Genomic DNA, 25,519 nt, shown 5'->3' with positions numbered 1-25,519 from the left:
AGGGGTGCTGGTGAAGCTACGACCAGCAGGGTCACCCTCGGCCCTCGGACCGGGCCTCCTCCCCGTGCTCCCCGTGCTCCTCGGCGAGGACCCGCTGGGCCGTCGCGAACGCGGAGTTCGCGGCCGGCACCCCGCAGTACACGGCGGTCTGCAGCAGCACCGCGCCGATCTCCTGCGCCGTCAGTCCGTTGCGCCGCGCCGCCCGGACGTGCATCGCCAGCTCGTCGTCGCGGCCGTGGGCGACCAGCGCGGTCAGCGTGATCATGCTGCGCTCGCGGCGCGACAGCGTCGGGTCGGTCCAGATCTCCCCCCAGGCGTAGCGGGAGACGAAGTCCTGGAAGCGGGCGGTGAACGGGGTCTGCCGGGCCTGCGCCCGGTCCACGTGCGCATCGCCCAGCACCTCCCGGCGCACCGCCATCCCGCCGGCCGCCGGCCAGTCGAGCTGGGTGCGCAGTGCGCTCAGCACGGCCCGCGGGCACTGCGCGGGCGCCAGATGGGAGGCACCGGGCAGCTCCAGCAGCGTGGCGCCGGGCACGGCGTCGGCGATCTCCCGCAGATGCGCGGGCGGCGTCGCGGGATCCTCCCGGCCCGCCACCAGGAGCGTCGGTACGGCGATGTCGCCGAGCCGGTCGCGCAGGTCGAACGCGGCGAGCGCGTCGCAACAGGCGGCGTACGCCCCCGGATCGGCCTCGCGGTGGTCCCGGACCAGCCTGGGCACGCTGAACCCGGGGGTGAACCAGCGCGCGTCGGCGCTCTCCGCCAGCCACGCCATGCCCTCGTCGCGCACCCGCCGCGCCCGCTCCCGCCAGGCCGTGCCGTCGCCGAAGTGGGCGGAGGAGCACAGCACGGCCAGCGAGGTCAGCCGCTCGGGGTGGTGCACGGCCAGGTGGAGGCCGACGGCGCCGCCGAGCGAGACGCCCGCGTAGGCGAACCGGTCGTGGCCGAGGGCGTCGGCGAGCGCCAGCACCAGTGCGGCGAGGTCACCGACGGTCGCACCCGGTCCGATCAGCCCCGGGGCCGACCCGCCGTGCCCCGGCAGGTCCCAGCGCACCACGCGGTGGGCGGCCGACAGCTCGGGCGCGACCGCGTCCCACAGGGCGTACGACGTGCCGAGCGAGGGCCCGAGCAGCAGCGGAGGAGCGGAAGCCGGGCCTTCGGCCAGGTGATGCGGGAGGGTCTCGGTCAACGTCGCTCCAGGGCACGGTCGGTGAGGGACTCGGCGAAGCCGGTGTAGTGGGCGGGGTCGCTCAGGTCGTCCAGATCGACTCCCCTCAACTCCTCTTGCCCGGCGAGGAGTTCGGACAGTGGCCGGCCCTCGGCGTGGGCACGGCGGGCCAGTTCGGTCAGCAGCGCGCGGGCGCGGGCAGGGCCGAGGACCGGGGCGAGGGCGGCGGCCAGCCGTTCGGAGACGATCAGCCCCCCGGTGGTGCCGAGGTTGCGGCGCATCGCGGCCGGGTGCACACGCAGTCCCTCGGCCAGCCCCGCCGCGTGCTCGGCCGTGCCGCCCACCAGCCGGAGCAGGTCGCGCAGCGGCGCCCACTCGGCATGCCAGGCGCCGGCCGGCCGTTCGTCCTCGGCGGCCAGGGAGCCGTACAGCGTGGCCGCGAGCTGGGGGGCGCGCCGGGCGGCGGCCGCCAGGAGGGTGGAGCGTACGGGGTTCGCCTTGTGCGGCATGGCCGACGAGCCGCCGCCGCTGCCCTCGCTCACCTCGCCGATCTCGGTGCGCGACAGCGTCAGGACATCCACCCCGAACTTGCCCAGAGCCCCCGCCGTGCAGGCCAGGCACCCCGCCAGGTCCGCGATCGGCGTGCGCAGCGCGTGCCAGGGCAACACCGGTGCCGCGAGACCGACTTGACCGGCGTACTCCCGGACCAGGGCGGCGGCGTCCGCGGCGCCGTACGCCTGGAACGCCGCCAGGGTGCCGGCGGCGCCGCCGAGTTGGACGGGGAGCGCGGCCCGTACCCGGGTCACGCGGTCCGTCGCGTCCAGGACCAGCGAGCGCCAGCCGGCCGCCTTCAGCCCGAACGTGGTCGGTACGGCGTGCTGGGTGAGCGTCCGTCCCGGCATCACCGTGTCCCGGTGCTCGGTGGCGAGTGCGGCCAGCGCCCGCTCGGTGCGGCCGAGGCCGGCCAGGACCACCCCGAGGGTGCGCGCGGCCACCAGCATCGTCGCCGTGTCCATGATGTCCTGGCTGGTGGCGCCCCGGTGGACGTAGGGGCCGTACTCCTCGCCGACCTCCCTCGTCAGGTCGGCCACCAGCGGGATGACCGGGTTGCCGCCCTCGCGGGTGCGCGCCGCCAACGAACGCACGCCGAACCGGTCCCGGACCGCGGCCCGCGTCACCGCCGTCGCGGCCTCGGCCGGGGCCAGCCCCAGCGCGGCCTGTGCCCTGGTCAGCCCGGCCTCGGCGTCCAGCAGCGCCTGCAGGTACGCGAGGTCACCGGTCTCGGCCGCGGCGTCCGACAGCCCCCACTCGGGGGCGAGCAGGCCGGTGTCGGCGTACGGAGGGGATGCGAATGTCACCGGAACTCCAGGAAGACCGTCTCGCCCTCACCCTGAAGGCGGATGTCGAAACGGTAGGTGCCCGGGGCCTCCTCGGCGGCGATCAGCGTGTCGCGCCGGTCGCCCACCCGGGTGAGCAGCGGGTCGGCGGCGAGGGCGGCGTCGTCGCCCGGCAGGTAGATCCGGGTGAACAGGTGCACGAGCAGGCCGCGCGCGAAGACACAGACGCTGAGGCAGGGGGCGCTGCGCCCGCGGGCGCCGGGGCGCAGGGTGCGGGCGTACCAGTGGCCGCCGGCGTCGGTCTGGACGCGGCCCCAGCCGGTGAACTCCACGCCGTTGCGGCCCGGACAGCCGCCGGTGGCCGGATCCCGGCGGATGGAGCCGTCCACCCGCGGGACCGTGCCGTCGGGGCGCGGACCCCACAGCTCGACGAGCGCGTCCGGCAGTGGCCCGCCCGCGCCGTCGAGGACGTACCCGTGCACGGTGATCGTGTCCGGGTGGCCCAGCGGTGCGATCTCCTCGCCGCCGCGGAAGGGCAGGGCGTAGCCGTAGAACGGGCCGACCGTGTGGGACGGGGTGGGCAGGACCTGGTCCGGCCGGCCGGGGCTGCTCGTGCCGGTCTTCGTCATGGACTCAGCGCCCTTCTTCGATCCAGGTGGCGACCGGGCCGTCCAGCACGATGTCCCAGTGGTAGCCGAGGGAGAACTCCGGCACGGACAGGCCGTGGTCGTAGGACGCGACCAGCCGCTGCCGGGCCGCGTCGTCCGTCACCGACTGCAGGATCGGGTCGTACGGGAAGAGCGGGTCGCCGGGGAAGTACATCTGCGTCACCAGCCGCTGGGTGAACGCCGTGCCGAACACCGAGAAGTGGATGTGGGCGGGGCGCCAGGCGTTGACGTGGTTGCGCCACGGATACGGGCCCGGCCGGATGGTGGTGAAGTGGTAGCGGCCCTCGGCGTCGGTGAGGGTGCGGCCGGAGCCGGTGAAGTTCGGGTCGAGCGGGGCGTCGTGCTGTTCGCGCCGGTGCGCGTAGCGGCCGGCCGAGTTCGCCTGCCAGATCTCGACCAGCTGGCCGGGTACCGGGCGCCCGGAGCGGTCCAGCAGCCGGCCGGATACGGTGATCCGCTCGCCGACCGGATCGCCCCGGTGGTGCCGGGTGAGGTCGTTGTCGATCCCGGTGATGTCGCGCTCACCGAAGGCGGGGGAGTACAGCTCCACCATCTCGGGGTCCTGGGCGGTGTCGACGGCGACCAGGGGCCGCTGGGGGTGGCGGAGGACGGAGGAGCGGTAGGGCGCGTAGTCGCGGCGGGGGTGGTGCTCGACGGGCGCGCCGCCGGCGAGGCGCTCCTCGTACGCGGCGCGCTCGGCGGCGATCTCCTGGTCGACGTCCTGCTGGGTGAGAGTCATCGGGGATACCTGATGCTTTCCTGGAGGGCGAGGGCGAGGGCGAGAGCGACGTGCGCGGCGTTCGGTGTTGACCGCGTTCACAGCAGGTTCTCCGCGAGGATCAGTTCCGCGTCGGTCCGGGCGACGACCTCCTCGACGGTCACACCGGGGGCGGTCTCGACCAGGGCTGGTCCCCGCTCGGTGACGTCCAGGACCGCGAGGTCGGTGATGACCCGGTTCACACAGGCCCTGCCCGTGAGCGGCAGCGTGCACTCCTTGAGGATCTTCGGGGAGCCGTCCTTCGCGGTGTGGGTCATCACCACGATCACCTGACGGGCGCCGTGCACGAGGTCCATCGCGCCGCCGATCCCGGTCACCAGCCTGCCCGGCACGGCCCAGTTGGCCAGGTCGCCGCCGGCCGAGACCTGCAGGGCGCCGAGCACGGCCACGTCGATGTGCCCGCCGCGGATCATCGCGAAGGACAGCGCCGAGTCGAAGAAGGAGGCGCCTGGCAGGACGGTGACCGTCTCCTTGCCGGCGTTGATCAGATCCGGGTCGACCCGGTCGTCGGACGGGTAGGGGCCCGTGCCCAGGATGCCGTTCTCCGACTGCAGGACGACCTCGACGCCCAGGCGGAGATGGTTCGGGATCAGCGTCGGCAGGCCGATGCCGAGGTTGACGTACTGGCCGTCGCGCAGGTCGCGTGCCGCGCGCGCGGCGATCTCCTCGCGTGTCCAGGCCATCAGCCGCTCACCGTCCGCCGCTCGATCCGCTTGTCCACCGCCTGCTCCGGGGTCAGCGGCACGACCCGCTGCACGAAGACGCCCGGCAGGTGGACGGCGTCCGGGTCGATCTCGCCGGGCTCGGCCAGTGCCTCCACCTCGGCGATCGTCACCTTTCCGGCCATGGCGGCCAGGGGGTTGAAGTTGCGGGCGGACCGGTGGAACACGAGGTTTCCGTGCCGGTCGCCCTTCGCCGCCCTGACCAGCGCGAAGTCGGTGCGGATGGCCCGCTCCAGGACGTGCTCGACGCCGTCGAACTCCCGCACCTCCTTCGGCGGGGAGGCCAGCGCGACGCCGCCCTCGCCGTCGTGGCGCCAGGGCAGTCCGCCGTCGGCGACCTGGGTGCCGACCCCGGCGGGGGTGTAGAAGGCGGGGATGCCGGCGCCGCCCGCGCGCAGCCGCTCGGCCAGCGTGCCCTGGGGGATCAGCTCCACCTCCAGCTCACCGGCCAGGTACTGGCGGGCGAACTCCTTGTTGGCGCCGATGTACGAGCCGGTCACCCGGGCGATCCGCCCCGCGGCCAGCAGCACCGCGAGCCCGGACTCCATCGCCCCGCAGTTGTTCGACACCACGCTCAGCGCGCCCACCCCGCGCTCGTACAGCGCCCGGATCAGCACGTCGGGCACACCGCTCAGCCCGAACCCGCCGACCGCGAGGGACGCGCCGCCCGGCACATCGGCCACCGCCTCCCGGGCCGTGGAGACCACCTTGTCCATCCGTGCAGCCCCATCTCTTCGAATTAGTCAGGGCACTGAGTATTCAAACGAGGTGCGCCTCACGCTGCCACCGGAGCAGAGAGCCGTCAAGGCCTCGGCATATGTGTGCTTCGAAGGGGAGGCGGCTGAGTCGTACGTCGGTTATCGTCAGTGCGCAAACGAACTGAACCGGAGGAGCGCGCATGGCCGCGGTGGACCTCACCACCCATCCCGGGCACCTGGCCCGGCGGCTGCAGCAGGCGCACTACCTGCTGTGGAACACCATGGTCTCGGAGGAGATCACCTCACCCCAGTTCGCGGTCATGAACGCCCTCGTCGCCGAACCGGGCCTCGACCAGCGGACCGTGGGGGAGCGGGTGGGGCTGGACCGGTCGACCATCGCCGAGGTCATCAGCCGGCTCGGCCGCCGCGAGCTGCTGCACAAGGTGCGCGACCCGCAGGACGGCCGGCGCTACCTGCTCCGCCTCACCGACGAGGGCCTGCGCACCCACCGCAGGCTGACCGTGCGCACCGCCCGGATGAACCAGGTCTTCCTGGCGCCGCTGTCCGCCGGGGAACGGACCGTGTTCTTCGACCTGATCCGCCGGGTCGCGGCCGCGGCCGAGGACCTGCGCGACCCGGCGGAGCCGGCGGTCACCCGGAGCTGACCGGCACGGCGGCGGGCCGGGCGGGGGTTGGGCGCCGGGGAGCACGGGTACCCGGGCGCCACCGCGAAACGCCCACGCGACCGAGGGAGCGCGACCCCATGAAGGCAGTCACCTGGCAGGGCAGGCGGGACGTCCGGGTGGAGGACGTGCCCGACCCGCGGATCGAGGAGCCCACGGACGCCGTCATCCGCGTCACATCCACCGGACTGTGCGGCTCGGACCTGCATCTGTACGAGGTGCTCACCCCGTTCATGACCCCGGGCGACATCCTCGGGCACGAACCGATGGGCATCGTCGAGGAGGTCGGCGCCGGCGTGCCGGATCTCATGGCCGGGGACCGTGTCGTGGTGCCCTTCCAGATCGCCTGCGGACGCTGCTTCATGTGCGAGACCGGTCTGCCCACCCAGTGCGAGACCACCCAGGTCACCGGCGAGGGCATGGGCGCCGCGCTGTTCGGCTACACCCGCCTGTACGGCGCCGTCCCCGGCGGCCAGGCCGAGTATCTGCGCGTCCCGCAGGCGCAGTTCGGTCCGATCAAGGTGCCGGAGGGCCCGCCGGACGACCGTTTCGTCTACCTCTCCGACGTGCTGCCCACCGCCTGGCAGGCCGTCGAGTACGCCGCCGTACCGCCCGGCGGCACCCTCGCCGTCCTGGGTCTCGGGCCCATCGGTGACATGTCCTGCCGGATCGCGCTGGCGCTGGGCGCGGAGCGTGTGTTCGGCGTCGACTTGGTGCCGGAACGGCTCGCGCGGGCCGGCCGGGACGGTGTCCAGACGTACGACCTCAGGGCCTTCGACGACGAAAAGGCGCTGGTCCACGCCATCCGCGACGAGACCGGCGGCCGGGGCCCGGACGCCGTGATCGACGCCGTCGGCACCGAGGCCCACGGCAGCGCCGCCGCCAAGCTCGCCCAGGCCGCCACCGGGCTCCTGCCCCGCAAACTCGGCGCGCCGCTCGCGGAGCGCTTCGCCGTCGACCGGCTCGGCGCCCTGTACATGGCGATCGACCTGGTCCGGCGCGGCGGCACCATCTCGCTGAGCGGTGTCTACGGCGGGATGGCCGATCCGATGCCGATGCTCACCCTGTTCGACAAGCAGATCCAGCTGCGCATGGGCCAGGCCAACGTCCGCCGCTGGACCGACCGGATCATGCCGTACCTGACCGACGAGGACCCGCTGGGGGTCGAGGACTTCGCCACCCACCGGATGCCGCTCGCCGAGGCCCCGCACGCCTACGAGATGTTCCAGCGCAAGCAGGACGGCGCCATCAAGATCCTCATGCAGCCCTGAGCCGGCCCTGGGCCCCGAGCCGTGCGGTCGGCCGGTCAGCCCGGGTCCTTCTCACCGAGGATCTCCGCGAGGTCGTAGCGGACCGGCTCCTCCAGCTGGGCGTAGGTGCAGCTGCGCGGTGTGCGGTCCGGGCGCCAGCGGCGGAAGCGGGCGGTGTGCCGGAAGCGCTGCCCGTTCTCCATGTGGTCGTAGGCCACCTCGGCGACCCGCTCGGGCCGCAGCGGCACCCAGGACAGGTCTTTCTTGCCGGACCAGCGGCTCGGCGCCCCCGGCAGCCGGGCCGTCTCATGGGCGGCCTCGTCCGACCAGGCCGCCCACGGGTGCCCGGCCACGTCGTCCATGCGCAGCGGCGCCAGCTCCTCGACGAGCTCGGCGCGCCTCTTCATGGTGAAGGCGGCCGACACGCCCACGTGCTGGAGTCCGCCGCGGTCATCGTACAGCCCCAGCAGCAGCGAGCCGACCACCGGGCCGCTCTTGTGGAAGCGGTATCCGGCCACGACCACGTCCGCCGTCCGCTCGTGCTTGATCTTGAACATGGCCCGCTCGTCCTGCCGGTAGCGCAGGGTCAGCGGCTTGGCGACGATCCCGTCGAGTCCCGCACCCTCGAACTGCTCGAACCACTGCCCGGCCACCTCCAGATCGGTCGTGGCGGGCGCCAGATGCACCGGCGGCGCGGCCTCGGCGAGCGCCCGGTCCAGCAGCGCCCGGCGGCCGGTCAGCTCCACGTCGAGCAGCGACTCGTCGTCCAGCGCGAGCAGGTCGAAGGCGACGAACGACGCCGGGGTCCGCTCCGCCAGCATCCGCACCCGGGAGTCCGCCGGGTGGATGCGCTCGGTCAGCGCGTCGAAGTCCAGCCGCCCGTCCCGGGCGATCACGATCTCCCCGTCGAGCACGCACCGCGTCGGCACCCGCTCCTTCAGGGCCGCCACCAGCTCGGGAAAGTACCTGGTCAGCGGCTTTCCGGTACGGCTGCCCAGCTCGACCTCCGTCCCGTCCCGGAACACGATCGAACGGAACCCGTCCCACTTCGCCTCGTAGTGCATACCCGGCGGGATCCTGGCCACCGACTTGGCGAGCATGGGCTTCACAGGCGGCATCACCGGCAGGTCCATGCCCCTGATTCTGCGCGCATACGTCCCCTGCCGCCCGGTGTGCGAGCGACGCGGGGTGCGCCTACCGTGGCCGCATGGGTGCTGCGGTGGAACTGGAGGTGGGCGGCCGGACGGTACGCCTGTCCAGCCCCGACAAGGTCTTCTTCCCGGAACGGGGTTTCACCAAGCTGGACCTCGCCCGGTACTACGCCGCCGTCGGCCCCGGCATCCTGCGCGCCCTGCGCAACCGCCCCACCACCCTGGAGCGCTACCCGGACGGCGTCGGCGGGGAGTGGTTCTTCCAGAAGAGGGCGCCGAAGGGCATGCCCGACTGGATCCCGACCGCGCACATCACCTTCCCCAGCGGCCGCAGCGCCGACGAGATGTGCCCCACCGAGGAGGGCGCCGTCGTCTGGGCCGCCCAGTACGGCACGCTCACCTTCCACCCCTGGCCGGTGCGCGCGACCGACGTCGACCGCCCCGACGAACTGCGCATCGACCTCGACCCGCAGCCCGGCACCGACTACGACGACGCCGCCCGTGCAGCCCACGAACTGCGCGCGGTCCTCGACGAGTTCGGCGGGCTGCGCGGCTGGCCGAAGACCTCCGGCGGCCGTGGCCTGCACGTCTTCGTCCCGATCGAACCGCGCTGGACCTTCACCCAGGTGCGCCGCGCCGCGATCGCCGTCGGCCGCGAGATGGAACGCCGGATGCCCGAGCAGGTGACGATCAAGTGGTGGAAGGAGGAGCGAGGCCGCCGTATCTTCCTCGACTACAACCAGACGGCCCGCGACCGCACCATCGCCTCCGCCTACTCCGTGCGCCCCCGCCCGAACGCCCCCGTATCGGCGCCCCTGAGCTGGGAGGAGGTCGGCGTGGCCCACCCCGCCGATTTCGACCTCGCCACCATGCCGGCCCGCTTCGCCGAACTCGGCGACGTGCACGCCGACATGGACGACCACGCCTACTCCCTGGAGGCGCTGCTGGAGCTGGCCCGCCGCGACGAACACGACCACGGCCTGGGCGACCTGCCCTACCCACCGGAGTACCCGAAGATGCCGGGCGAACCGAAGCGCGTCCAGCCGAGCCGGGCCCGGCGGGAGAAGACGTCCTGAACGCCGGTCCCGCCGCCGGCTTCCCACCGGTGGGCCGCTGTCGCCGCCCCGGCGCCGCTCGCGCCCCGCGGATATCCTGACCGGCAGCCGCCGATGAGGAGTCCCGAAGTGACCGAGGCAGTGTCGCGTCCCACGCTGGAGGCCGTGGCCGCGCGGGCCGGTGTGTCCCGGGCCACCGTGTCCCGGGTCGTCAACGGCGGCGACGGGGTGCGCGAACCCGTGGCCGAGCGGGTCCGGCAGGCCGTGGCGGAGCTGGGGTACGTCCCCAACCAGGCGGCGCGCAGCCTCGTCACGAGACGGCACGACGCCGTCGCGGTCGTCATCGCCGAGCCCGAGACCCGGGTCTTCGCCGACCCCTTCTTCGCCCTGCAGCTGCGCGGGATCAGCAAGGAACTGACCGCCCACGACAACCAGCTGGTGCTGCTGCTCACCGAGGGCCGTGACGATCACGCGCGCGTGGCCCGGTACCTCGCCGGAGGCCACGTCGACGGCGCGCTCGTCTTCTCCCTGCACCTGGACGACCCGCTGCCCGGCCTCATCCGCCAGGTCGGCGTGCCCACCGTGTTCGGCGGACGGCCGGGCTGGAGCGACGACGGCGGGGCGGACGGGCCGGCGCGCGCCACGCGTACGGGGCGCGGTCCGGGACCCGGCGTGGTGTACGTCGACTGCGACAACCGGGGCGGGGCACGCACGGCCGTACGGCACCTGGTGGACCTCGGCCGCCGACGCGTCGCGCACCTCACCGGGGCGCTGGACCAGACCTCGGCGGTGGACCGGCTCGACGGCTACCGGGACGTCATGGGCGAGGTGCCGGGCGGGAACGACCCCCGGCTGGTCGTGGAGAGCGACTTCACCCCGTCCGGCGGTGAACGCGCCATGCGGGAACTCCTCGGCCGGTGCCCGGACGTGGACGCCGTGTTCGCCGCCAACGACCTCACCGCGCTCGGTGCCCTGCGCGTGCTGCGCGCGAGCGGCCGGCGGGTGCCCGAGGACGTGGCCGTGATCGGGTTCGACGACATGCTGCCCGTCGCCGAAGAGGCCGACCCGCCGCTGACGACGGTCCGTCAGGACATCGAGGAGATGGGCCGCCTGATGGCCCGCCTGCTGCTGCGCGGCCTGGCCGACGGCCGCGACCGCACCGGCGCCCCGGCGACCCCGCCACCGGCCGGCGGCGTGATCCTCCCGACCACCCTGATACGCCGCACCTCCGCCTAGCCGGCCCGGCTCAGCCCTGTCGCGGCGCGCTTCTGATCACCGCGAAGCGGGCGCCGTACGGGTCGCTGAGCTTGGCGATGCGGCCGACGCCCTCCAGGGTCGTCGCCGGCATGCGCACCGCGCCGCCGAGCTGCCGTGCCGTGTCGACCACCGCGTCGGTGTCCGTGACCTCGAAGTACGGCAGCCAGTGCGGGCCGCCCTCGGCCTCGGCCGGGGCGTCGGCCAGCGGCACGATCCCGCCGAACATCGCGTCCTCCCCGCCGTCGGCCGGGTTGACACAGGTGTACGTCCCGCCCGGAAAGGGCACGGCGGAGGTCTCCAGACCCAGCACCCGGTGGTAGAAGGCGGCGGCCGCCGCGATGTCCGGGGTGCACAGCTCGACCCAGCACAGCGCACCCGGCTCGTTCGCCACGTCGACGCCCTGGGTCCGCGCCGGCTGCCAGATCCCGAACGGTACGCCCGCCCGGTCCGCGAGGACCGCCATGTGGCCCTGGCCCATCACGTCCGTCGGCTGGAACAGCACGTGGCCGTGGGCCTGTTCGGCGGCCTTGGCGGTGGCCTGCGCATCCTCGCTCCGGAAGTACACCGTCCAGGCGGGCGGGCCCTGTTCGGGGCCGGACGGCATACCGCCCGCGACGGTCCTGCCGCCCAGCTGGAAGAAGCCGTACCCTCCGGCGTCGGGCCCCGCCGACTGGAACTGCCAGCCGAAGAGGCCGCCGTAGAAGGAGAGGACACCGTCGATGTCCGGGGTGCCGAGGTCGATCCAGTTCGGCGCGCCGTTGACGAAGCGGGTGGTGAGCATCGTCGCCCTCCTCGGAAGGGGTCCCGTCCTCTGCACTGCCGAGTCTGGCACCGCCCACCGACAATCGCCGCCGCAACGCCGCCACGTGCCGGACCGGCCTCCGCTCTCCCGCCGGGTGACCGGGCACGCCCCCGGAATCCGGGTCGCCCCGCGCGCCGCCGTGCGCCGGTGGGGTCCGGGGAGGATCATCGCAACGGCGGAAGCCCTGGCGGCAGCGTTGACCCGGCGTTGATCGAACGTTTTTCGCCGCGCGGCACGATCCTGTCCATGCACTTCGAAACGATCACTCCGGCCGATGACACCTGGCAGGCGCAGGCCCTGTGCGCGCAGACCGGGCCGGACTTCTTCTTCCCCGAGCCCGGCAGCTCGGTGCGCGAGGCGAAGCGCATCTGCGCCATGTGCGAGCTGCGCCCGGCCTGCCTGGACTACGCGCTGGCCAACGACGAGCGCTTCGGCGTCTGGGGCGGCCTCTCGGAGAAGGAACGCCTCGCTCTGCGCCGCACCTCCCGCTGACACCGCACCGCCGTCCCGGGCCTCAGGCCCCGGCGCGCGCCGCCATACGGGCCTTGCGGGCGGCCAGCTTCTCGTCGAACTTGGCGGCCTCCGCGTCCAGGCCACCCAGGAACAGGCCCAGCTCCTCCTGCGCCTGGCGCCCCTCGGGGCCGAGGCCGTCGATCTCCATGACCTTCAGGAAGCGCAGCACCGGCTGCAGCACGTCGTCGTGGTGGATGCGCAGGTTGTACACCTCGCCGATGGCCATCTGGGCGGCGGCCCGCTCGAAGCCGGGGATGCCGTGCCCGGGCATCCGGAAGTTGACGACCACGTCCCGCACCGCCTGCATGGTCAGGTCGGGGGCCAGCTCGAAGGCGGACTTCAGCAGGTTGCGGTAGAAGACCATGTGCAGGTTCTCGTCGGTCGCGATGCGGGCCAGCATGCGGTCGCAGACCGGATCGCCGGACTGGTGACCGGTGTTGCGGTGCGAGATGCGGGTGGCCAGCTCCTGGAAGGCGACGTAGGCGATCGAGTGCAGCATCGAGTGCCGGTTGTCGGACTCGAAGCCCTCGCTCATGTGGGACATGCGGAACTGCTCCAGCTTGTCCGGGTCCACCGCGCGCGAGGCGAGCAGGTAGTCACGCATCACGATGCCGTGCCGGCCCTCCTCGGCCGTCCAGCGGTGCACCCAGGTGCCCCAGGCGCCGTCACGGCCGAAGAGCGTGGCGATCTCGTGGTGGTAGCTCGGCAGGTTGTCCTCGGTCAGCAGGTTGACGACGAGGGCGATGCGGCCCACCTCGGTCACCTTGGACTGCTCCTTGCCCCAGGCCTCGCCGTCCTCGAAGAGGCCCGGGAAGTTGCGGGCGTCGCTCCACGGCACGTACTCGTGCGGCATCCAGTCCTTGGCGACCTTCAGATGCCGGTTCAGTTCGGTCTCGACCACTTCCTCCAGCGCGAACAGCAGCCGCGCGTCGGTCCAGGCGGACGGGCTGCCGAGGTGAGGAGAAGTGATCGTCACAGGAACTCCAGAGGGACGCCGAACAACGGGGGAGAAAAAGGCAACGGTCCGGCGAGCGGTGCCGGAAACCTACGAGATCGTAGGCTACGAAGCCGTAGGTTACGAAGCCGTAGGTTAAGGACGTCGTAAACATCGCTGATCAGCAGGGCCGAGACGGGTCCTCCCGGCGTGTTACGTCCGCTTTCGTCAACGCTCTCACAGGCGTACCGACGGCACCAGGACCCATGACCCAGGGGCTGTCGGGGTGACGGGTTCCCCCGATCAGGCGTACAGCTCCCGCAGGCGTACCGAGAGACAGGTCACACAGCCCTCCAGCTTCTCGAACTCGCTGATGTCGACCGTGACCACGTCGTAGCCGAGATCGGTCAGCAGCTCCGCCGTCTTCGGGGCGCTCGCCGCCATCAGCAGCTTGTGCCCGCCGAGCAGTACCACATGCGCGCCGGCCTCCTCCGGCACCGACAGGAAACCGGGGAACAGCGACGGCCGGTCGACCTTCGGGATGTGCCCGATCACCGTGCCGTCGGGCAGCGCGGTCACCGCCGACTTCAGGTGCAGCACCTTGCTCACGGGGACGGCGACCACCCGCGCGCCCAGCGGCTCGAACGCGGCCCGCAGCTGCTGCACACCGGCCGCGTTGGTACGTCCGCCGCGGCCGACGTACACCGTGTCACCGACCTTCAGCACGTCACCGCCGTCCAGCGTTCCCGGCTCCCATATCCAGTTCACCGAGCAGCCGAGACGGGCCACCGCCTCCTCCACGCCGACGGTCTCCTCGCGCCGGGACTCCGCGCCGGAGCGGGTGATCAACGCCACGTTCTTGTACATGACGACGGTGTCCTCGACGAACACCGAGTCCGGGCAGTCGTCGGCCGGATCCACCTCGATGGTCTCCCAGCCGTGCGTGCGCAGGGCCTCGACGTAGGCCTCCCACTGCTCGACGGCGAGCCCGGCATCGGCCTTCTCCCGCTCGATGTGCGTCACCAGGCCTTCGGCGAGGCGGGGGCTGGGGCGGCGGACGAGGGCCTTCTTGCTGGGCACGAGGGGCCTTTCGAATCGGTGCGGTCGGCGGTGCGGCGGCGGCGCCGCTGGTTGCGGCACCGGTCCGCCATCATGCAGTCCGCTCCGGCCTGGACAAAACCCTCGTTGTCAGGCTGTGCCCCTCCTGAGACGTCACACCTCGTCATGCGGAGACCGGCGTTCTCGAGGTCGTGCTCCGACCTCGGGGAACATCGGTACAGCGGTTGACGCCAAGCCAGTGACCTTGGTCAGGCCGGGGCTCCGAGGCGGGTGACGCGGTTTTCGTACGCGCGTCGGGCCTTGCGCTGGACAGGGACGGCGGGGGATCCCTTGGCCCCCGTCGAGCGGTTGGCAGCGGGCGAGGAGCTGGCGGTGGATCGCCGGCACGGCCGTGACGCGCAGGGTGTAGCCCTGGCCGCGCCGTACGGCCACCCCTTGGTCGAGCGCGGCCCGCTCGGCGGGCTCCAGGTCGCCCGCGCGGAGGAAGTCGGCGACCTTGCCTGGCACGTCGAGGGTGACCGGCGCCGCCGAACCCGGGACGAAGGCGCTGACGACCGCCTTCGGCGCCCAGCGCGGCAAAGCCTGGTCGAGAGCACCTGTCCGAAGGCGACGCATTCCCCGAGTGCTGCTCAGCACCGTTGTCGACCGGGCATGCGGCCTGATCGCGCACTATGCGGTCGCGACGCCCAGGAAGCGCAGCACCGCCAGGACGCGGCGGTGGTCGGCGTCGGCCTTGGGCAGGTCGAGCTTGGTGAAGATGCTGTTGATGTGCTTGGCGACCGCGCTCTCGCTCACCACCAGCTCGGCGGCGATGCCGGAGTTGGACCGGCCGCCCGCCATCAGCTCCAGCACCTCCCGCTCGCGCGGTGTGAGCCGGTCGAGCGGATCGCTGTGCCGGCGCACCAGCAGCTGCGCGACGACCTGCGGGTCGAGCGCGGTGCCGCCGGCCGCCACCCGGCGTACCGCCTCGGCGAACTCCTCGACGTCGGCGACGCGTTGCTTGAGCAGATAGCCGACGCCCGAGGTGTTGGCGGCGAGCAGATCGGCGGCGTACCGCTCCTCCACGTACTGCGACAGCAGGAGCACGGCGGTACGCGGATACTGGCGGCGGATCACCAGCGCGGCGCGTACTCCCTCGTCGGTGAAACCGGGGGGCATGCGCACGTCGACCACGGCGATGTCGGGCCGGTGCTCCTCGACGGCTGCCAGCAGCCCTTCCGCGTCGGCGACTTGTGCGCACATCTCGAAGCCGGCCGTCTCCAGCACCTTGACCACGCCGATGCGCAGCAAGAGGGAATCCTCGGCGATCACGGCGCGCACGGCAGCTCCACGGTGATGACGGTCGGGCCCCCGGCGGGGCTGCGGCAGGAGAACGTGCCGTCGACGGACGCGACGCGCTTGGCGAGCCCGGCGAGCCCGGTGCCACCGCCGGCCGCCGCGAGATCCGCGCCGCCCGCGCCGTCGTCCGCGACGACCACCAGCAGTGTCTCCCCTATCCGCTCCACGGTCACGTCGGCCCGGGTCGCCTGGGCGTGTTTGACCACGTTCGTCAGGGCTTCGGAGACCACGAAGTACGCGACGGCCTCGACCGTGGGTGAGGGGCGCTGCGGCAGGTCCACCGCCACGCGCACCGGGACCGGGAGGCGGGCGGCGACTCCGGAGAGCGCGGCGTCGAGGCCGCGGTCCTCGAGGACGGCCGGATGCAGGCCGCGCACCAGGTTGTTCAGCTCGGCGATCGCCTCCTTCGCCTCGCGGTGCGCCTCGTCGATCACCTTGCGGGCGTCCTCCGGCAGGTCGCCGAGGGTGGACCTGGCCAGGCCCAGGTTGACGGCGAGTGAGACGAGGCGCTGCTGTGCGCCGTCGTGCAGGTCGCGCTCGATCCGCCGCCGCTCGGCGTCGGCGGCGTCGAGCACGCCGGCCCGGCTCTCGGCGAGGTCGGCTACCCGGCGGGCCAGCTTCTCCGTGCGGCTGGGGCCGAGCAGGACCTCGGCCGCCCGGGTGTCCAGCCGCACCAGAGCGCCGGTCAGCCGGGGCCCGAGGAACAGCAGGGCGAGGCCGCCGGCGGTGATGTACGCGGCCTGCGTGGTGTACCCGAGGTCGGTGACCCGCCACTGCGGGGGCAGCGCCCAGATCCACACGTAGATGGAGGCTGCCACGAGAGCGGCGGCCCAGACGGCGAGGACGGCGAGGTCCAGGACGGCGAGCAGCGGACCCGCCACGGCGTGGTAGCAGACCTGCCGCCACAAGGCCCGGCCGGTCAGCCGGCGCACCGCCGACTTCCAGTTGCGTCCCGGCCCTGGTACGGCGGGGCGCGGGAGGTCCTTGCCGACGAGCGCCCGGTAGCGTCGCCGCTGCCCGACGGTCAGCAGGGGTGTCACCACGAGCGTGAGCAGCACAGGCAGCGGAGCCACGGCCACCGCGCCGGGCGCGCGCACCAACGCCGCCATCGTGCCGAGCAGCCAGAGCCACAGGGGCACCACGGCGAGGTGGAGCGGCAGGCCGGCGGCGACGAGCGCGGTCCGGTGTCCCGCCCTGCGGAACGGCCGGCCCAGGAACAGGTGCAGCCACGTGGTGAGTTGCATGCGCCAAACGGTAAAGCCGCAGGCGATCCCCGTGCCATGACGCTCCCGCCCGGTTCGGGGGTGCACTTGTCTCCACCCCGGGTCGGAACCCTGCGTGACTGACGGCGCCCCGGTGTGCGGCGGAGGGTGGAGCACGTGAAGGGGAGAGCCGGCGGGGAGCGGGGGAAGACGATGCGTCAACTGGTGTTGTGCGATGAGGAATCGGTCGGTACCGAGGGCTTCGACCGCGCCGAGGTCATCCCGCTCCACGAAGAGGCGGAGGAGCCGCGCCCGGCGCGGGGCATGCGGCGGGCCGGGTGGCTGCTGGTCGCCTGCGGGCTCGCCCTGCTGCCGTGGCTGTACGTGCTGGCCACCGGCCTGCCGGCCACCGCGACCGCGGCGCACTGGCCGGTCGCCTGGGTCGGGCTCGACGCGCTGGAGGCGCTCGGCCTGATCGCCACCGGCCTCCTCGCCGCCCGCGGCGACCGGCGGCACGCCCTGGCAGCCGCCGCGACCGCGGCGCTGCTTGTGGTGGACGCCTGGTTCGACACCACGACCGCGGCCCCGGGCGGCGACTTCGCCACCGCGGTCGCCATGGCGCTCGGCGCCGAGCTGCCGCTCGCCGCGCTGTGCGGCCGGCTGGCGCTGCGGGCGCTGAGCCGGCACGCGTGACGCCGACCGCGCAGCCACATGCCACGGACCGAACCAATCCACCGGAGAACACCATGCACCGCCTCACCACCGCCCCGGGCATGCCGCCGACGCTAGGCGGGATACCCGACGTCCTCCGGCGTGATCTCCTTCAGTTCTCCCTCCTCCATCAGCAGCCAGCGGGTGATGCCGATCGACTCCAGGAACGGCAGGTCGTGGCTGGCCACGAGCAGCGCGCCCTCGTACGACTCCAGGGCGGAGGTCAGCTGCCGTACGCTCGCCATGTCGAGGTTGTTCGTCGGCTCGTCGAGCAGCAGCAGCTGGGGCGCAGGCTCCGCCAGCATCAGCGCGGCCAGGGCCGCCCGGAACCGCTCGCCGCCCGACAGGGTGTCCGCCTTCTGGTCGGCTCGCGCGCCCCGGAACAGGAAGCGGGCCAGCCGTGCCCGGATCCGGTTGTTGGTGGCGTCCGGCGCGAACCGGGCCACGTTCTCGGCGACCGTCAGCGCGTCGTCCAGGACGTCCAGCCGCTGGGGCAGGAAGCGCAACGGGACGTGCGCCCGCGCCTCCCCGGCGACCGGCGCCAGCTCCCCGGCTACCGTCCGCAGCAGCGTCGTCTTGCCGGAGCCGTTCCGGCCGACCAGCGCGATCCGCTCCGGACCGCGCAGATCGAGGACCCCCTCGATCCGCGCCCCGTAGGCCGTCGCCAGGTTCTCCAGCGTGAGCACCTGCCGGCCCGGCGGCACGGCGGTGTACGGCAGTTCGACGCGGATCTCGTCGTCGTCCCGTACCCCCTCCACCGCCTCGTCCAGGCGATCCCTGGCGTCGGCGAGCTTCTCCTCGTGCATGATGCGGTGCTTGCCCGCCGACTCCTGGGCGGCGCGCTTGCGGGCGCCCATGACGATCTTCGGCTCGCGCTTGGAGTCCCACATCTTCTGCCCGTACCGCTTGCGGCGGGCCAGCTTGACCTGGGCGTCGGCCAGTTCGCGCTTCTGCTTGCGCACATCGGCCTCGGCGACGCGGACCATCCGCTCGGCCGCCTCCTGCTCGACGGCCAGGGCCTCCTCGTAGGCCGAGAAGTTGCCGCCGTACCAGGTGACCTCCCCGGAGCGCAGCTCCGCGATCTGGTCGACCAGGTCGAGCAGTTCCCGGTCGTGGCTGACCACGACCAGCACGCCCGGCCAGGCGGCGACGGCCTGGTACAGCCGGCGGCGCGCGTACAGGTCGAGGTTGTTGGTGGGCTCGTCCAGCAGCAGCACGTCGGGGCGGCGCAGCAGCAGCGCGGCCAGTCGCAGCAGCACCGACTCGCCACCGGAGACCTCGCCGACGGTGCGGTCCAGGCCGATGTGACCGAGGCCCAGTTCGCCGAGGGTGACCAGGGCGCGTTCCTCGACGTCCCAGTCGTCGCCGACCGTTTCGAAGTGCTCCTCGGCGACGTCGCCCGCCTCGATGGCGTGCAGCGCGGCCCGCCGTTCGGCGATGCCGAGGGCCTGGTCGACACGGAGCGCGGTGTCGAGGGTGACGTTCTGCGGGAGGCAGCCGACCTCGCCGACCGCCTTGACGGTGCCGTCGGACGGCGTGAGTTCACCGGCGAGAAGTCTCAACAGGGTGGACTTCCCCGATCCGTTGACGCCGACGAGTCCGGTGCGGCCGGGGCCGAAGGCGACGTCCAGGCCGTCGAAGACGGCGGTGCCGTCGGGCCAGGTGAAGGACAGGGACGTGCAGGTGAGGGAAGATGACATGAGGGCCTCGCGAGGGGTGTCGTGCGGTCGGTGAGCGCATGTCGAGACACCGCGAGGCGGGAACCGAAAGGTCGTGGGGCAAGGCCGTGAAACGTGAAAAGGCCTGTGCCGGAGGACGGCTCGGACGCCGAGGTCGTACGCCGCGCACACCTCACCGGTGCGACGCGATGTCTCAGAACCTCAGACGAGCAACGTCCTTCTCCAATCGACGGCAACAGGACCGATGTACACCGTACGAGGGGGCCTGATGGCTGTCAACGCGTTTTCACGCGTGCGTGGCGTTCAGCAGGCGTCCCGCATCAGTTCGGCCAGGCCGTGGTCCAGGTCGAGCTGGAGGTGTTCGAGGCCGACGGGCACGAGTGCGTTGGCCGCCTCCAGGAAGCGCCGGATCTCACCCGAGCGCACGTGCACGATCGCGGTGCCCTCGGGGGCGTGGAACTCCAGCACGGTGCGGTCGTAGCCGTACGGCCGCACCCGGACGTCCCCGTGGCCCTCGGCGCCGTGCAGCCCGGCCGCGAGCAGCTCGCGGGAGAAGGTCCAGCACACGTCGACACCCTCCAGGGTGGCCGGGGCCGGGAAGGTCATGACGACGGCGAACGGATCGCTCCGGTCGTAGCGCAGCGTCGCGGGGATGCTCGGCATGCGTGGTGCGGCGGCGACGAGACGGGCCTCTACGGGCTGCTCGATGACGGTGGACAACGCCTTGCTCCCTCGTGACGGCTGGACTACGCCCGGGTGTGCGCTACCCGGCACTGGAAGAGACGACGGATCCGGCCGATCCGTGCACACGCGGACCGAGTGACCTCGGTCACCGCCTTCATGCACGGTGGGACACCGGGTGTTTTCGCGCGCGACGGCGGGCGCTCGGCCTCTGGACGGTACCGGCCCGGTGGGCTAGCTTCGCCCGCCATGAGGCGTTCGGGGAGCACGCGACGCAGAGGACGTATGGGCAGGCTGGTGGCGGCGGGGGTGGCGTGCGGGGCGGTGCTGGCCACGCTGACCGTTCCGGCGGCCGAGGCCGGGTCCCTCGGGGCGGGCGGCCCGCACTGGGCGCCGAAGGACCCGGGTACCCCGCAGATCCGCTTCCGTGGCCTCGCGGCCGTGGACCGGCGCACCGCCTGGCTGGCCGGCACCGGCGGCACGGTGCTGCGCACCACGGACGGCGGGGCGAGCTGGCGGAACGTCTCTCCGCCGGGCGCGGGGGACCTGCAGTTCCGGGACGTCGAGGCGTTCGACGCGCGGCGCGCGGTGGTGCTGGCCGTCGGCGAGGGCGAGGCGTCCCGGGTGTACCGCACCGACGACGGCGGAGCGACCTGGGCGGAGTCCTTCCGCAACACCGACCCCAAGGCGTTCTACGACTGCCTGTCCTTCTTCGACCGGCGGCACGGCCTCGCGGTGGGTGACCCCGTGGACGGGAGGTTCCGCGTCCTGTCCACGAGCGACGGCGGCCGCTCCTGGCGGGTGCTGCCCTCGGCCGGCATGCCGCCCGCCCTGGACGGCGAGGCCGGTTTCGCGGCGAGCGGCCAGTGCCTGGTCACCTCGGGCCCGAAGGACGTCTGGCTGGCCACGGGCGGCGGCGCCCACGCGCGCGTGCTGCACTCCGCCGACCGCGGACTCACCTGGACGGCCGCCGGCACACCGGTGCCGGCCGGCGATCCCGCCACGGGTGTCTTCGCCCTCGCCTTCCGCGACCGCACCCACGGCCTCGCCGTCGGCGGCGACTACCGCCCCGGCCGGCCCTCGCCGCAGGCGGCCGCCGTCACCGCCGACGGCGGCCGCACCTGGACCCCGGCCGCCACACCGCCGCCCGCCTACCGCTCCGGCGCCGCCTGGCTGCCGCACAGCCGCACCGCCGCGCTCGCCGTCGGCCCCACCGGCACCGACCTCACCACGGACGCCGGCCGCACCTGGCGGACGATCGACTCCGGCTCGTACGACACCGTGGCCTGCACCGCCGACCTGAGCTGCTGGGCGGCCGGGGAGCAGGGGAGGGTGGCCCGGCTGGAACGCTGAGGTGAGCGCCGGGAAACCGGGTACTCGTCCCGCACGGGAATCAGGAGGACCCAGAGGACCCAGAGGAAGGGAGCGGTCATGCCCGCCGGTTCCAGCTCCAAGCGCGAGCGTCAGTACGAACACATCAAGAAGAGCGCGCAGGACCGGGGCGAGAGCGCCGGCCGCGCCAAGGAGATCGCCGCGCGGACGGTCAACAAGGAACGCGCCCGCTCCGGCGAGTCCGAGACCGCGAGCCGCAGCTCGACGCAGGACATGTCGTCCGGCAAGCGCGGCGGCCAGCGGTCGGGCAACCGGTCCGGCCCCCAGGGCCCGACCAAGGACCAGCTGTACAACGAGGCGAAGCAGCGCGGCATCGAAGGCCGTTCGAACATGAACAAGGACCAGCTGCAGCGCGCGCTGAACGCGAAGAAGGGATGACCGCCGGGCCTCAGTTCGGTGTCTGCCGGTGGCGGGCCAGCTCGGGAGCCGTCTTCGTGGCGACGAACTCCGTGACGCGGTACGTGCACACACCGCCGACGGTGAACGGGTCGCCCGCCACGATCTCCTCGATCCGGGCGCGGTCCTCGGCGACGGCGAGGATCACACCGCCGTCCCTGGGGTTCTTCCGCCCGGAGGCCAGGAAGAAGCCCTTCTCGTACTGCTCCTCCAGCCAGGCCACATGGTCGGCGAGCAGCGCGTCGACGGCGTCGAGGGGGGCGGTGTAGGCCAGCTCCAGAACGAACATGATCGCGAGCCTACCCCCCGGCTCCGACAGCCGCCCCGGGCCCGTAGAGTCGGCGTCACCATGACGACCGTAGGCGTACCCGCGGGCTGGCCCGCGACCGAGGAAGAGGCCCGCGCCGTCCAGGACGAGCTGCGCGGCCGGGTGGTGCTCGACGAGAGCGGGCCGCAGCCCGGGACGGGCCATGTGACGGGGGTCGACGTCGCCTACGACGACACCCTCGACCTCGTCGCCGCGGCGGCCGTCGTGCTGGACGCCGCCACGCTGGACGTGGTGGCCGAGGCGACGGCCGTCGGCCGGGTGTCCTTCCCGTACGTGCCCGGCCTGCTGGCCTTCCGTGAGATCCCCACCGTCCGGGCCGTCCTGGACCGGCTGCCGTGCCCGCCCGGCCTGGTCGTCTGCGACGGTTACGGACTGGCCCATCCGCGCCGCTTCGGCCTCGCCAGCCACCTCGGTGTGCTCACCGGGCTGCCGGTCATCGGCGTCGCCAAGAACCCGTTCACCTTCACGTACGACGAGCCCGGCCCGCGGCGGGGCGCTTTCGCGCCGCTGCTCGCGGGGACCGAGGAGGTCGGGCGCGCGCTGCGCACCCGGGACGCCGTCAAACCGGTCTTCGTCTCCGTCGGCCACCGGGTGAGCCTGGACAACGCGCTGGCCCACACCCTGGCCCTCACCCCCCGCTACCGGCTGCCGGAGACCACGCGCCGGGCGGACGCCCTGTGCCGCCGTGCGCTTCGCGAGGCGGTGGGGGGCACCGGGGGCGGAGCTCAGGAGGCCACGACCCGCCAGGCGCCGACCTCCTGATACGCCGCGTCGTAGACGGCCGAGCCGTCGCCGGGTTCGAGGGCGTAGTGGTGCAGGTTGCCGCCCCAGTAGCGCAGGATCCGCCCCAGTTCGCCGGCGCGGTCCTGCGCCGGCGCGTCCTCGTCCACGGTCACTTCGAGCACGAACTTCATGCCTGGCCCGCCTCCTTCGGCTCTTTGCCCGGGACTCCATCGTGTCATTGAAAGGCCCTGTGAGACTTTCCGGGCAGTGGCCGCGGACAGCCGGGACTTCCGGGTGCGCGAGTCTCAAACGGGCGATGAGGCGGCCGGGCCGGTGGCCGCCACCCGGAAGGTGATGCCCGCGGCCCGCAGCCGCCCGGTGAGGGCGTCGCCCATCGCCTGCGCCGTGGTGACCTGACCGGCCGTCGGCGGCAGGTCGTCGAAGGCCAGGCACAGGGCCGCCTCGGCGAACATCTTCGCCGTCTCGTCGTAGCCGGGGTCGCCGCCCGCGACCTCCGTGCACACGCGCCGCCCGCCGCCCTCGCCGACGAAGCGCACCGCGAAGCGGCTCCTCGCCCGCCGCTCCGGGCTCGGCCCGTCCCCCGGCCGCAGCTGGCCCGACAACCAGCGCCGCGCGGGCGGCAGCTGGGCGGCCGTCAGCACCGCCCCGACGGCGGCGACCCCGCCGAGGGCGACCGGCAGGTGCCGCACCGCCGCGTAGTGCCGGTAGCGGAAGTCGGGGCCGTACCGCTCGATCGCCTTCGCCGAGCGGCGCACGATCTGCGGGTCGATGGTCGGCAGCGGCAGCGCCCACGCGCCGACCTCCCGGGCGAACCGGGGCGCACCCGTCGGCGCCGCGACCCGGCGTCCCATCAGCCGCGGCTCGTGCCGGCCCCGTTCGCGCGCCGCGGCCAGCAGCTGCCGGCCGCGCGCGAACTGGTTCAGCGCCGAGGCCAGGGTGCCCCCGGAGAAGGCGGCGTCGGCGGTCACATAGCCGTCCACGGTCAGCGGCACGCCCTCCGGGAGCTGCCGGACCGTGAAGTACACGCCCAGGTCGTGGGGCACGGAGTCGAAGCCGCAGGCGTGCACCAGACGCGCGCCCGTCTCCCGCGCGCGGGTGTCGTGCCGGACGTACATCAGGTCCACGAACTCCGGCTCGCCGGTCAGGTCCAGGTAGTCCGTCCCGGTGTCCGCGCAGGCGGCGACCAGCTCCTCGCCGTGGAGCACGTACGGCCCGACGGCCGTGGCCACCACGCGCGCGTGCTCGGCGAGGGCGCGCAGGCCGGCCGGTTCGCTCACGTCGGCGCGCAGGACGCCGACCCGCGCGCCGCCGGGCAGCCGCTCGCGCAGCCGCTCCAGCTTCCCCTCGTCGCGCCCGGCCACCGCCCAGCGCAGGTCCTCCGGCGCATGCGCGGCGAGATACTCCGCCGTGAGGGTGCCGACGAAGCCGGTCGCTCCGAAGAGCACGAGGTCGTAGGGACGGTCCGCCCTGTTCAGCCTGCTCATGACACCCCTTCGTCCCGCAGATCGCGCCGCTGTCGGTGGCTGAGGCTAGCGTGGGCGGAGTCAGCGACGACGACCAGCCCGGAGGCAGCGGTGGGCGCAGTCGGGAACGCCCTGAGAAAGCGGGAGAAACCACGCGAGCCGCGCCGCGGCGGCCGCTCACCCTCCCGGGTGATCGGCGCGTGGCCGGGCACTTGGCTAAGCGCTTGCTCGTTGGGTCTTGTGTCCGGTGGAACGCGTTCTTAGCATCACCGGTGTTACATCAGTTGTGTCACACATGCTCAGGGGGCTGGACGCATGACGACGGCAGGGACGCCGGCGACGCCGGGCAGCGGTCCGCTCCTGGGTGTGCGCGTACTGGAGCTGGCCGGCATCGGGCCGGGCCCGTTCGCCGCCATGCTCCTGGCGGACCTGGGCGCCGACGTGGTCCGCGTGGACCGGCCGGGCGGCCCCGGCCTCGGCATCGACCCCGCCCACGACGTGACCAACCGCAACAAGCGCTCGATCCTGGTCGACCTGAAGTCCCCGGACGGCCCCGCGCGCGTGCTGGAGCTCGCCGAGCGGGCCGACATCCTCATCGAGGGCTACCGCCCGGGCGTCGCCGAGCGGCTCGGCATCGGCCCCGAGGAGTGCCACGCCCGCAACCCCCGCCTGGTCTACGGCCGGATGACCGGCTGGGGCCAGGACGGCCCCCTCGCCGACCGCGCGGGCCACGACGTCGCATACATCGCGCTCACCGGCACCCTCGGCATGATCGGCCGCCCGGGCGAGCCCCCGGCCGTTCCCGCCAACCTCCTCGGCGACTACGCGGGCGGCTCCCTCTACCTGGTGGTCGGCGTCCTCGCCGCCCTCCACCACGCGCGCGCGGGCGGCACCGGACAGGTCGTCGACGCCGCCATCGTCGACGGCACGGCCCATCTGTCCGCGATGATCCACGGCATGCTCGCGGCCGGCGGCTGGCAGGACCGGCGCGGGGCCAACCTCCTCGACGGCGGCTGCCCCTACTACGGCACCTACGAGACCGCCGACGGCAGGTACATGGCGGTCGGCGCCCTGGAGGAGCGGTTCTACGAGGAGTTCCTGCGCCTGCTCGGCCTGGAGGACCTCGTGCCCGCCCGCAAGGACTGGACGCGCTGGGGCGAACTGCGCGAGCGGATCGCCGCCCGCTTCGCGGCACGCACCAGGGACGAGTGGACGGCCGTCTTCGAGGGAACGGACGCCTGCGTGGCCCCCGTGCTGTCCCTGCGCGAGGCCCCGCACCACCCGCACCTCGCCGCCCGCGGCACCTTCACCGACCACGCCGGCATCACCCAGCCCGCCCCCGCCCCCCGCTTCTCCGCCACCCCCACCGCCGTCCGCACCGGCCCCGCCCTGCCGGGCGCCGACACGGAGACGGTGGCCCGCGACTGGGGGACACCCGCACCCGTGAACGAGGAACCGGTCACCGACGCCGGCTGACCCGCCCGCCCCCGCTCGCCCCACCCTCTCGGAAAGG

At 73.3% G+C, this 25,519-nt stretch carries 27 protein-coding genes; 10 read left to right on the top strand and 17 right to left on the bottom strand.

The genetic code is table 11. The features are described 5' to 3' along the window. Positions 1-31: 31 nt before the first annotated feature. From pcaDC to IO33_RS0122775, 6 genes are all read right to left on the bottom strand, one after another. A complete protein-coding gene (gene pcaDC / locus IO33_RS0122800; protein WP_031167949.1) occupies positions 32-1,186 on the bottom strand; it encodes a bifunctional 3-oxoadipate enol-lactonase/4-carboxymuconolactone decarboxylase PcaDC in 1,155 nt (384 codons plus the stop codon). After that, entirely contained in the window at positions 1,183-2,523 is a 1,341-nt protein-coding gene (gene pcaB, locus IO33_RS0122795; RefSeq protein ID WP_031167947.1) for a 3-carboxy-cis,cis-muconate cycloisomerase, read from the bottom strand. Before pcaB ends, pcaDC begins: the two co-directional genes overlap by 4 nt. Beyond that, positions 2,520-3,131 carry a protocatechuate 3,4-dioxygenase subunit alpha gene (pcaG, locus tag IO33_RS0122790; RefSeq protein ID WP_031167945.1) on the bottom strand — a complete coding sequence of 204 codons (612 nt, stop codon included), beginning with the start codon at positions 3,129-3,131 and terminating at the stop codon, positions 2,520-2,522. Before pcaG ends, pcaB begins: the two co-directional genes overlap by 4 nt. A 4-nt stretch (positions 3,132-3,135) precedes the next feature. Continuing rightward, the gene (pcaH, locus tag IO33_RS0122785; RefSeq protein WP_031167943.1) at positions 3,136-3,909 is read right to left on the bottom strand and encodes a protocatechuate 3,4-dioxygenase subunit beta; all 774 of its coding nucleotides are present in this window, start codon (positions 3,907-3,909) and stop codon (positions 3,136-3,138) included. Positions 3,910-3,986: 77 nt separating this feature from the next. Further along, a complete protein-coding gene (locus IO33_RS0122780; RefSeq protein WP_031167941.1) occupies positions 3,987-4,631 on the bottom strand; it encodes a CoA transferase subunit B in 645 nt (214 codons plus the stop codon). After that, complete coding sequence (locus IO33_RS0122775; RefSeq protein WP_031167939.1) at positions 4,631-5,386, bottom strand: CoA transferase subunit A; 756 nt, start codon at positions 5,384-5,386, stop codon at positions 4,631-4,633. The genes IO33_RS0122780 and IO33_RS0122775 overlap by 1 nt, the downstream gene beginning before the upstream one ends. A gap of 182 nt (positions 5,387-5,568) precedes the next feature. Here IO33_RS0122775 and IO33_RS0122770 point away from each other — a divergent pair, with 182 nt between their 5' ends. Then, positions 5,569-6,033 carry a MarR family winged helix-turn-helix transcriptional regulator gene (locus IO33_RS0122770; RefSeq protein WP_031167937.1) on the top strand — a complete coding sequence of 155 codons (465 nt, stop codon included), beginning with the start codon at positions 5,569-5,571 and terminating at the stop codon, positions 6,031-6,033. A 98-nt stretch (positions 6,034-6,131) separates the two neighbouring features. Continuing rightward, a complete protein-coding gene (locus IO33_RS0122765) occupies positions 6,132-7,322 on the top strand; it encodes a zinc-dependent alcohol dehydrogenase (RefSeq protein ID WP_031167936.1) in 1,191 nt (396 codons plus the stop codon). Between the two features lie 35 nt (positions 7,323-7,357). Here the strand turns inward: IO33_RS0122765 and IO33_RS0122760 are convergent, their stop codons facing one another. Next, complete coding sequence (locus IO33_RS0122760) at positions 7,358-8,434, bottom strand: ATP-dependent DNA ligase (RefSeq protein ID WP_031167935.1); 1,077 nt, start codon at positions 8,432-8,434, stop codon at positions 7,358-7,360. A gap of 74 nt (positions 8,435-8,508) precedes the next feature. Here IO33_RS0122760 and ligD point away from each other — a divergent pair, with 74 nt between their 5' ends. Continuing rightward, a complete protein-coding gene (gene ligD / locus IO33_RS0122755; RefSeq protein WP_031167934.1) occupies positions 8,509-9,528 on the top strand; it encodes a non-homologous end-joining DNA ligase in 1,020 nt (339 codons plus the stop codon). Between the two features lie 108 nt (positions 9,529-9,636). Then, entirely contained in the window at positions 9,637-10,743 is a 1,107-nt protein-coding gene (locus IO33_RS0122750; protein ID WP_031167933.1) for a LacI family DNA-binding transcriptional regulator, read from the top strand. A 10-nt stretch (positions 10,744-10,753) separates the two neighbouring features. On the opposite strand, the gene IO33_RS0122745 is transcribed toward IO33_RS0122750, so the two are convergent. Continuing rightward, entirely contained in the window at positions 10,754-11,545 is a 792-nt protein-coding gene (locus tag IO33_RS0122745) for a VOC family protein (protein WP_031167925.1), read from the bottom strand. Positions 11,546-11,812: 267 nt separating this feature from the next. On the opposite strand from IO33_RS0122745, the gene IO33_RS0122740 reads away from it, so the two are divergent. After that, a complete protein-coding gene (locus tag IO33_RS0122740; RefSeq protein ID WP_031167920.1) occupies positions 11,813-12,058 on the top strand; it encodes a WhiB family transcriptional regulator in 246 nt (81 codons plus the stop codon). Between the two features lie 22 nt (positions 12,059-12,080). Here the strand turns inward: IO33_RS0122740 and IO33_RS0122735 are convergent, their stop codons facing one another. The 4 genes from IO33_RS0122735 to IO33_RS0122720 form a co-directional block, all read right to left on the bottom strand. Beyond that, the gene (locus IO33_RS0122735) at positions 12,081-13,055 is read right to left on the bottom strand and encodes an acyl-ACP desaturase (RefSeq protein ID WP_031167918.1); all 975 of its coding nucleotides are present in this window, start codon (positions 13,053-13,055) and stop codon (positions 12,081-12,083) included. 261 nt (positions 13,056-13,316) lie between these two features. Beyond that, positions 13,317-14,093 carry a dimethylargininase gene (gene ddaH, locus IO33_RS0122730; RefSeq protein ID WP_031167916.1) on the bottom strand — a complete coding sequence of 259 codons (777 nt, stop codon included), beginning with the start codon at positions 14,091-14,093 and terminating at the stop codon, positions 13,317-13,319. Between the two features lie 648 nt (positions 14,094-14,741). Continuing rightward, positions 14,742-15,392 carry a response regulator transcription factor gene (locus tag IO33_RS0122725; protein ID WP_031167915.1) on the bottom strand — a complete coding sequence of 217 codons (651 nt, stop codon included), beginning with the start codon at positions 15,390-15,392 and terminating at the stop codon, positions 14,742-14,744. Further along, complete coding sequence (locus IO33_RS0122720) at positions 15,380-16,654, bottom strand: sensor histidine kinase (protein WP_031167913.1); 1,275 nt, start codon at positions 16,652-16,654, stop codon at positions 15,380-15,382. The genes IO33_RS0122725 and IO33_RS0122720 overlap by 13 nt, the downstream gene beginning before the upstream one ends. Positions 16,655-16,789: 135 nt before the next feature. Between IO33_RS0122720 and IO33_RS0122715 the strand changes: the two genes are divergently transcribed. Further along, a complete protein-coding gene (locus tag IO33_RS0122715; protein ID WP_031167910.1) occupies positions 16,790-17,305 on the top strand; it encodes a hypothetical protein in 516 nt (171 codons plus the stop codon). Positions 17,306-17,397: 92 nt separating this feature from the next. On the opposite strand, the gene IO33_RS0122710 is transcribed toward IO33_RS0122715, so the two are convergent. Continuing rightward, on the bottom strand, positions 17,398-19,023 hold the full coding sequence (locus IO33_RS0122710; RefSeq protein WP_031167908.1) for an ABC-F family ATP-binding cassette domain-containing protein: 1,626 nt from the start codon (positions 19,021-19,023) through the stop codon (positions 17,398-17,400). A gap of 282 nt (positions 19,024-19,305) precedes the next feature. Continuing rightward, a complete protein-coding gene (gene ssgD / locus IO33_RS0122705) occupies positions 19,306-19,722 on the bottom strand; it encodes a spore wall synthesis regulator SsgD (RefSeq protein ID WP_031167906.1) in 417 nt (138 codons plus the stop codon). A 246-nt stretch (positions 19,723-19,968) separates the two neighbouring features. On the opposite strand from ssgD, the gene IO33_RS0122700 reads away from it, so the two are divergent. Further along, a complete protein-coding gene (locus IO33_RS0122700) occupies positions 19,969-21,036 on the top strand; it encodes a WD40/YVTN/BNR-like repeat-containing protein (RefSeq protein WP_031167904.1) in 1,068 nt (355 codons plus the stop codon). Positions 21,037-21,114: 78 nt separating this feature from the next. Continuing rightward, on the top strand, positions 21,115-21,453 hold the full coding sequence (locus IO33_RS0122695) for a hypothetical protein (protein WP_031167902.1): 339 nt from the start codon (positions 21,115-21,117) through the stop codon (positions 21,451-21,453). Between the two features lie 10 nt (positions 21,454-21,463). On the opposite strand, the gene IO33_RS0122690 is transcribed toward IO33_RS0122695, so the two are convergent. Next, positions 21,464-21,760: a YciI family protein gene (locus tag IO33_RS0122690; protein ID WP_031167899.1), complete on the bottom strand. Its 297-nt coding sequence runs from the start codon at positions 21,758-21,760 to the stop codon at positions 21,464-21,466. 60 nt (positions 21,761-21,820) lie between these two features. Here IO33_RS0122690 and IO33_RS0122685 point away from each other — a divergent pair, with 60 nt between their 5' ends. Further along, a complete protein-coding gene (locus IO33_RS0122685; protein WP_031167897.1) occupies positions 21,821-22,561 on the top strand; it encodes an endonuclease V in 741 nt (246 codons plus the stop codon). On the opposite strand, the gene IO33_RS0122680 is transcribed toward IO33_RS0122685, so the two are convergent. Both IO33_RS0122680 and IO33_RS0122675 read right to left on the bottom strand, forming a co-directional pair. Beyond that, on the bottom strand, positions 22,525-22,713 hold the full coding sequence (locus IO33_RS0122680; protein WP_031167896.1) for a hypothetical protein: 189 nt from the start codon (positions 22,711-22,713) through the stop codon (positions 22,525-22,527). The genes IO33_RS0122685 and IO33_RS0122680 overlap by 37 nt on opposite strands. 114 nt (positions 22,714-22,827) lie before the next feature. Further along, the gene (locus IO33_RS0122675; protein ID WP_031167894.1) at positions 22,828-24,027 is read right to left on the bottom strand and encodes a saccharopine dehydrogenase family protein; all 1,200 of its coding nucleotides are present in this window, start codon (positions 24,025-24,027) and stop codon (positions 22,828-22,830) included. Positions 24,028-24,321: 294 nt separating this feature from the next. On the opposite strand from IO33_RS0122675, the gene IO33_RS0122670 reads away from it, so the two are divergent. Next, positions 24,322-25,482 (top strand): CaiB/BaiF CoA transferase family protein, encoded by a 1,161-nt coding sequence (locus tag IO33_RS0122670; RefSeq protein ID WP_051926905.1) that lies wholly within the window; start codon positions 24,322-24,324, stop codon positions 25,480-25,482. Positions 25,483-25,519: the final 37 nt, after the last annotated feature.

This window comes from Streptomyces durhamensis (assembly GCF_000725475.1).
GTDB lineage: Bacteria > Actinomycetota > Actinomycetes > Streptomycetales > Streptomycetaceae > Streptomyces > Streptomyces filipinensis.
Note: the sequence above shows the minus strand (reverse complement) of the source record. Positions and strands in the feature narration are given on the sequence as shown.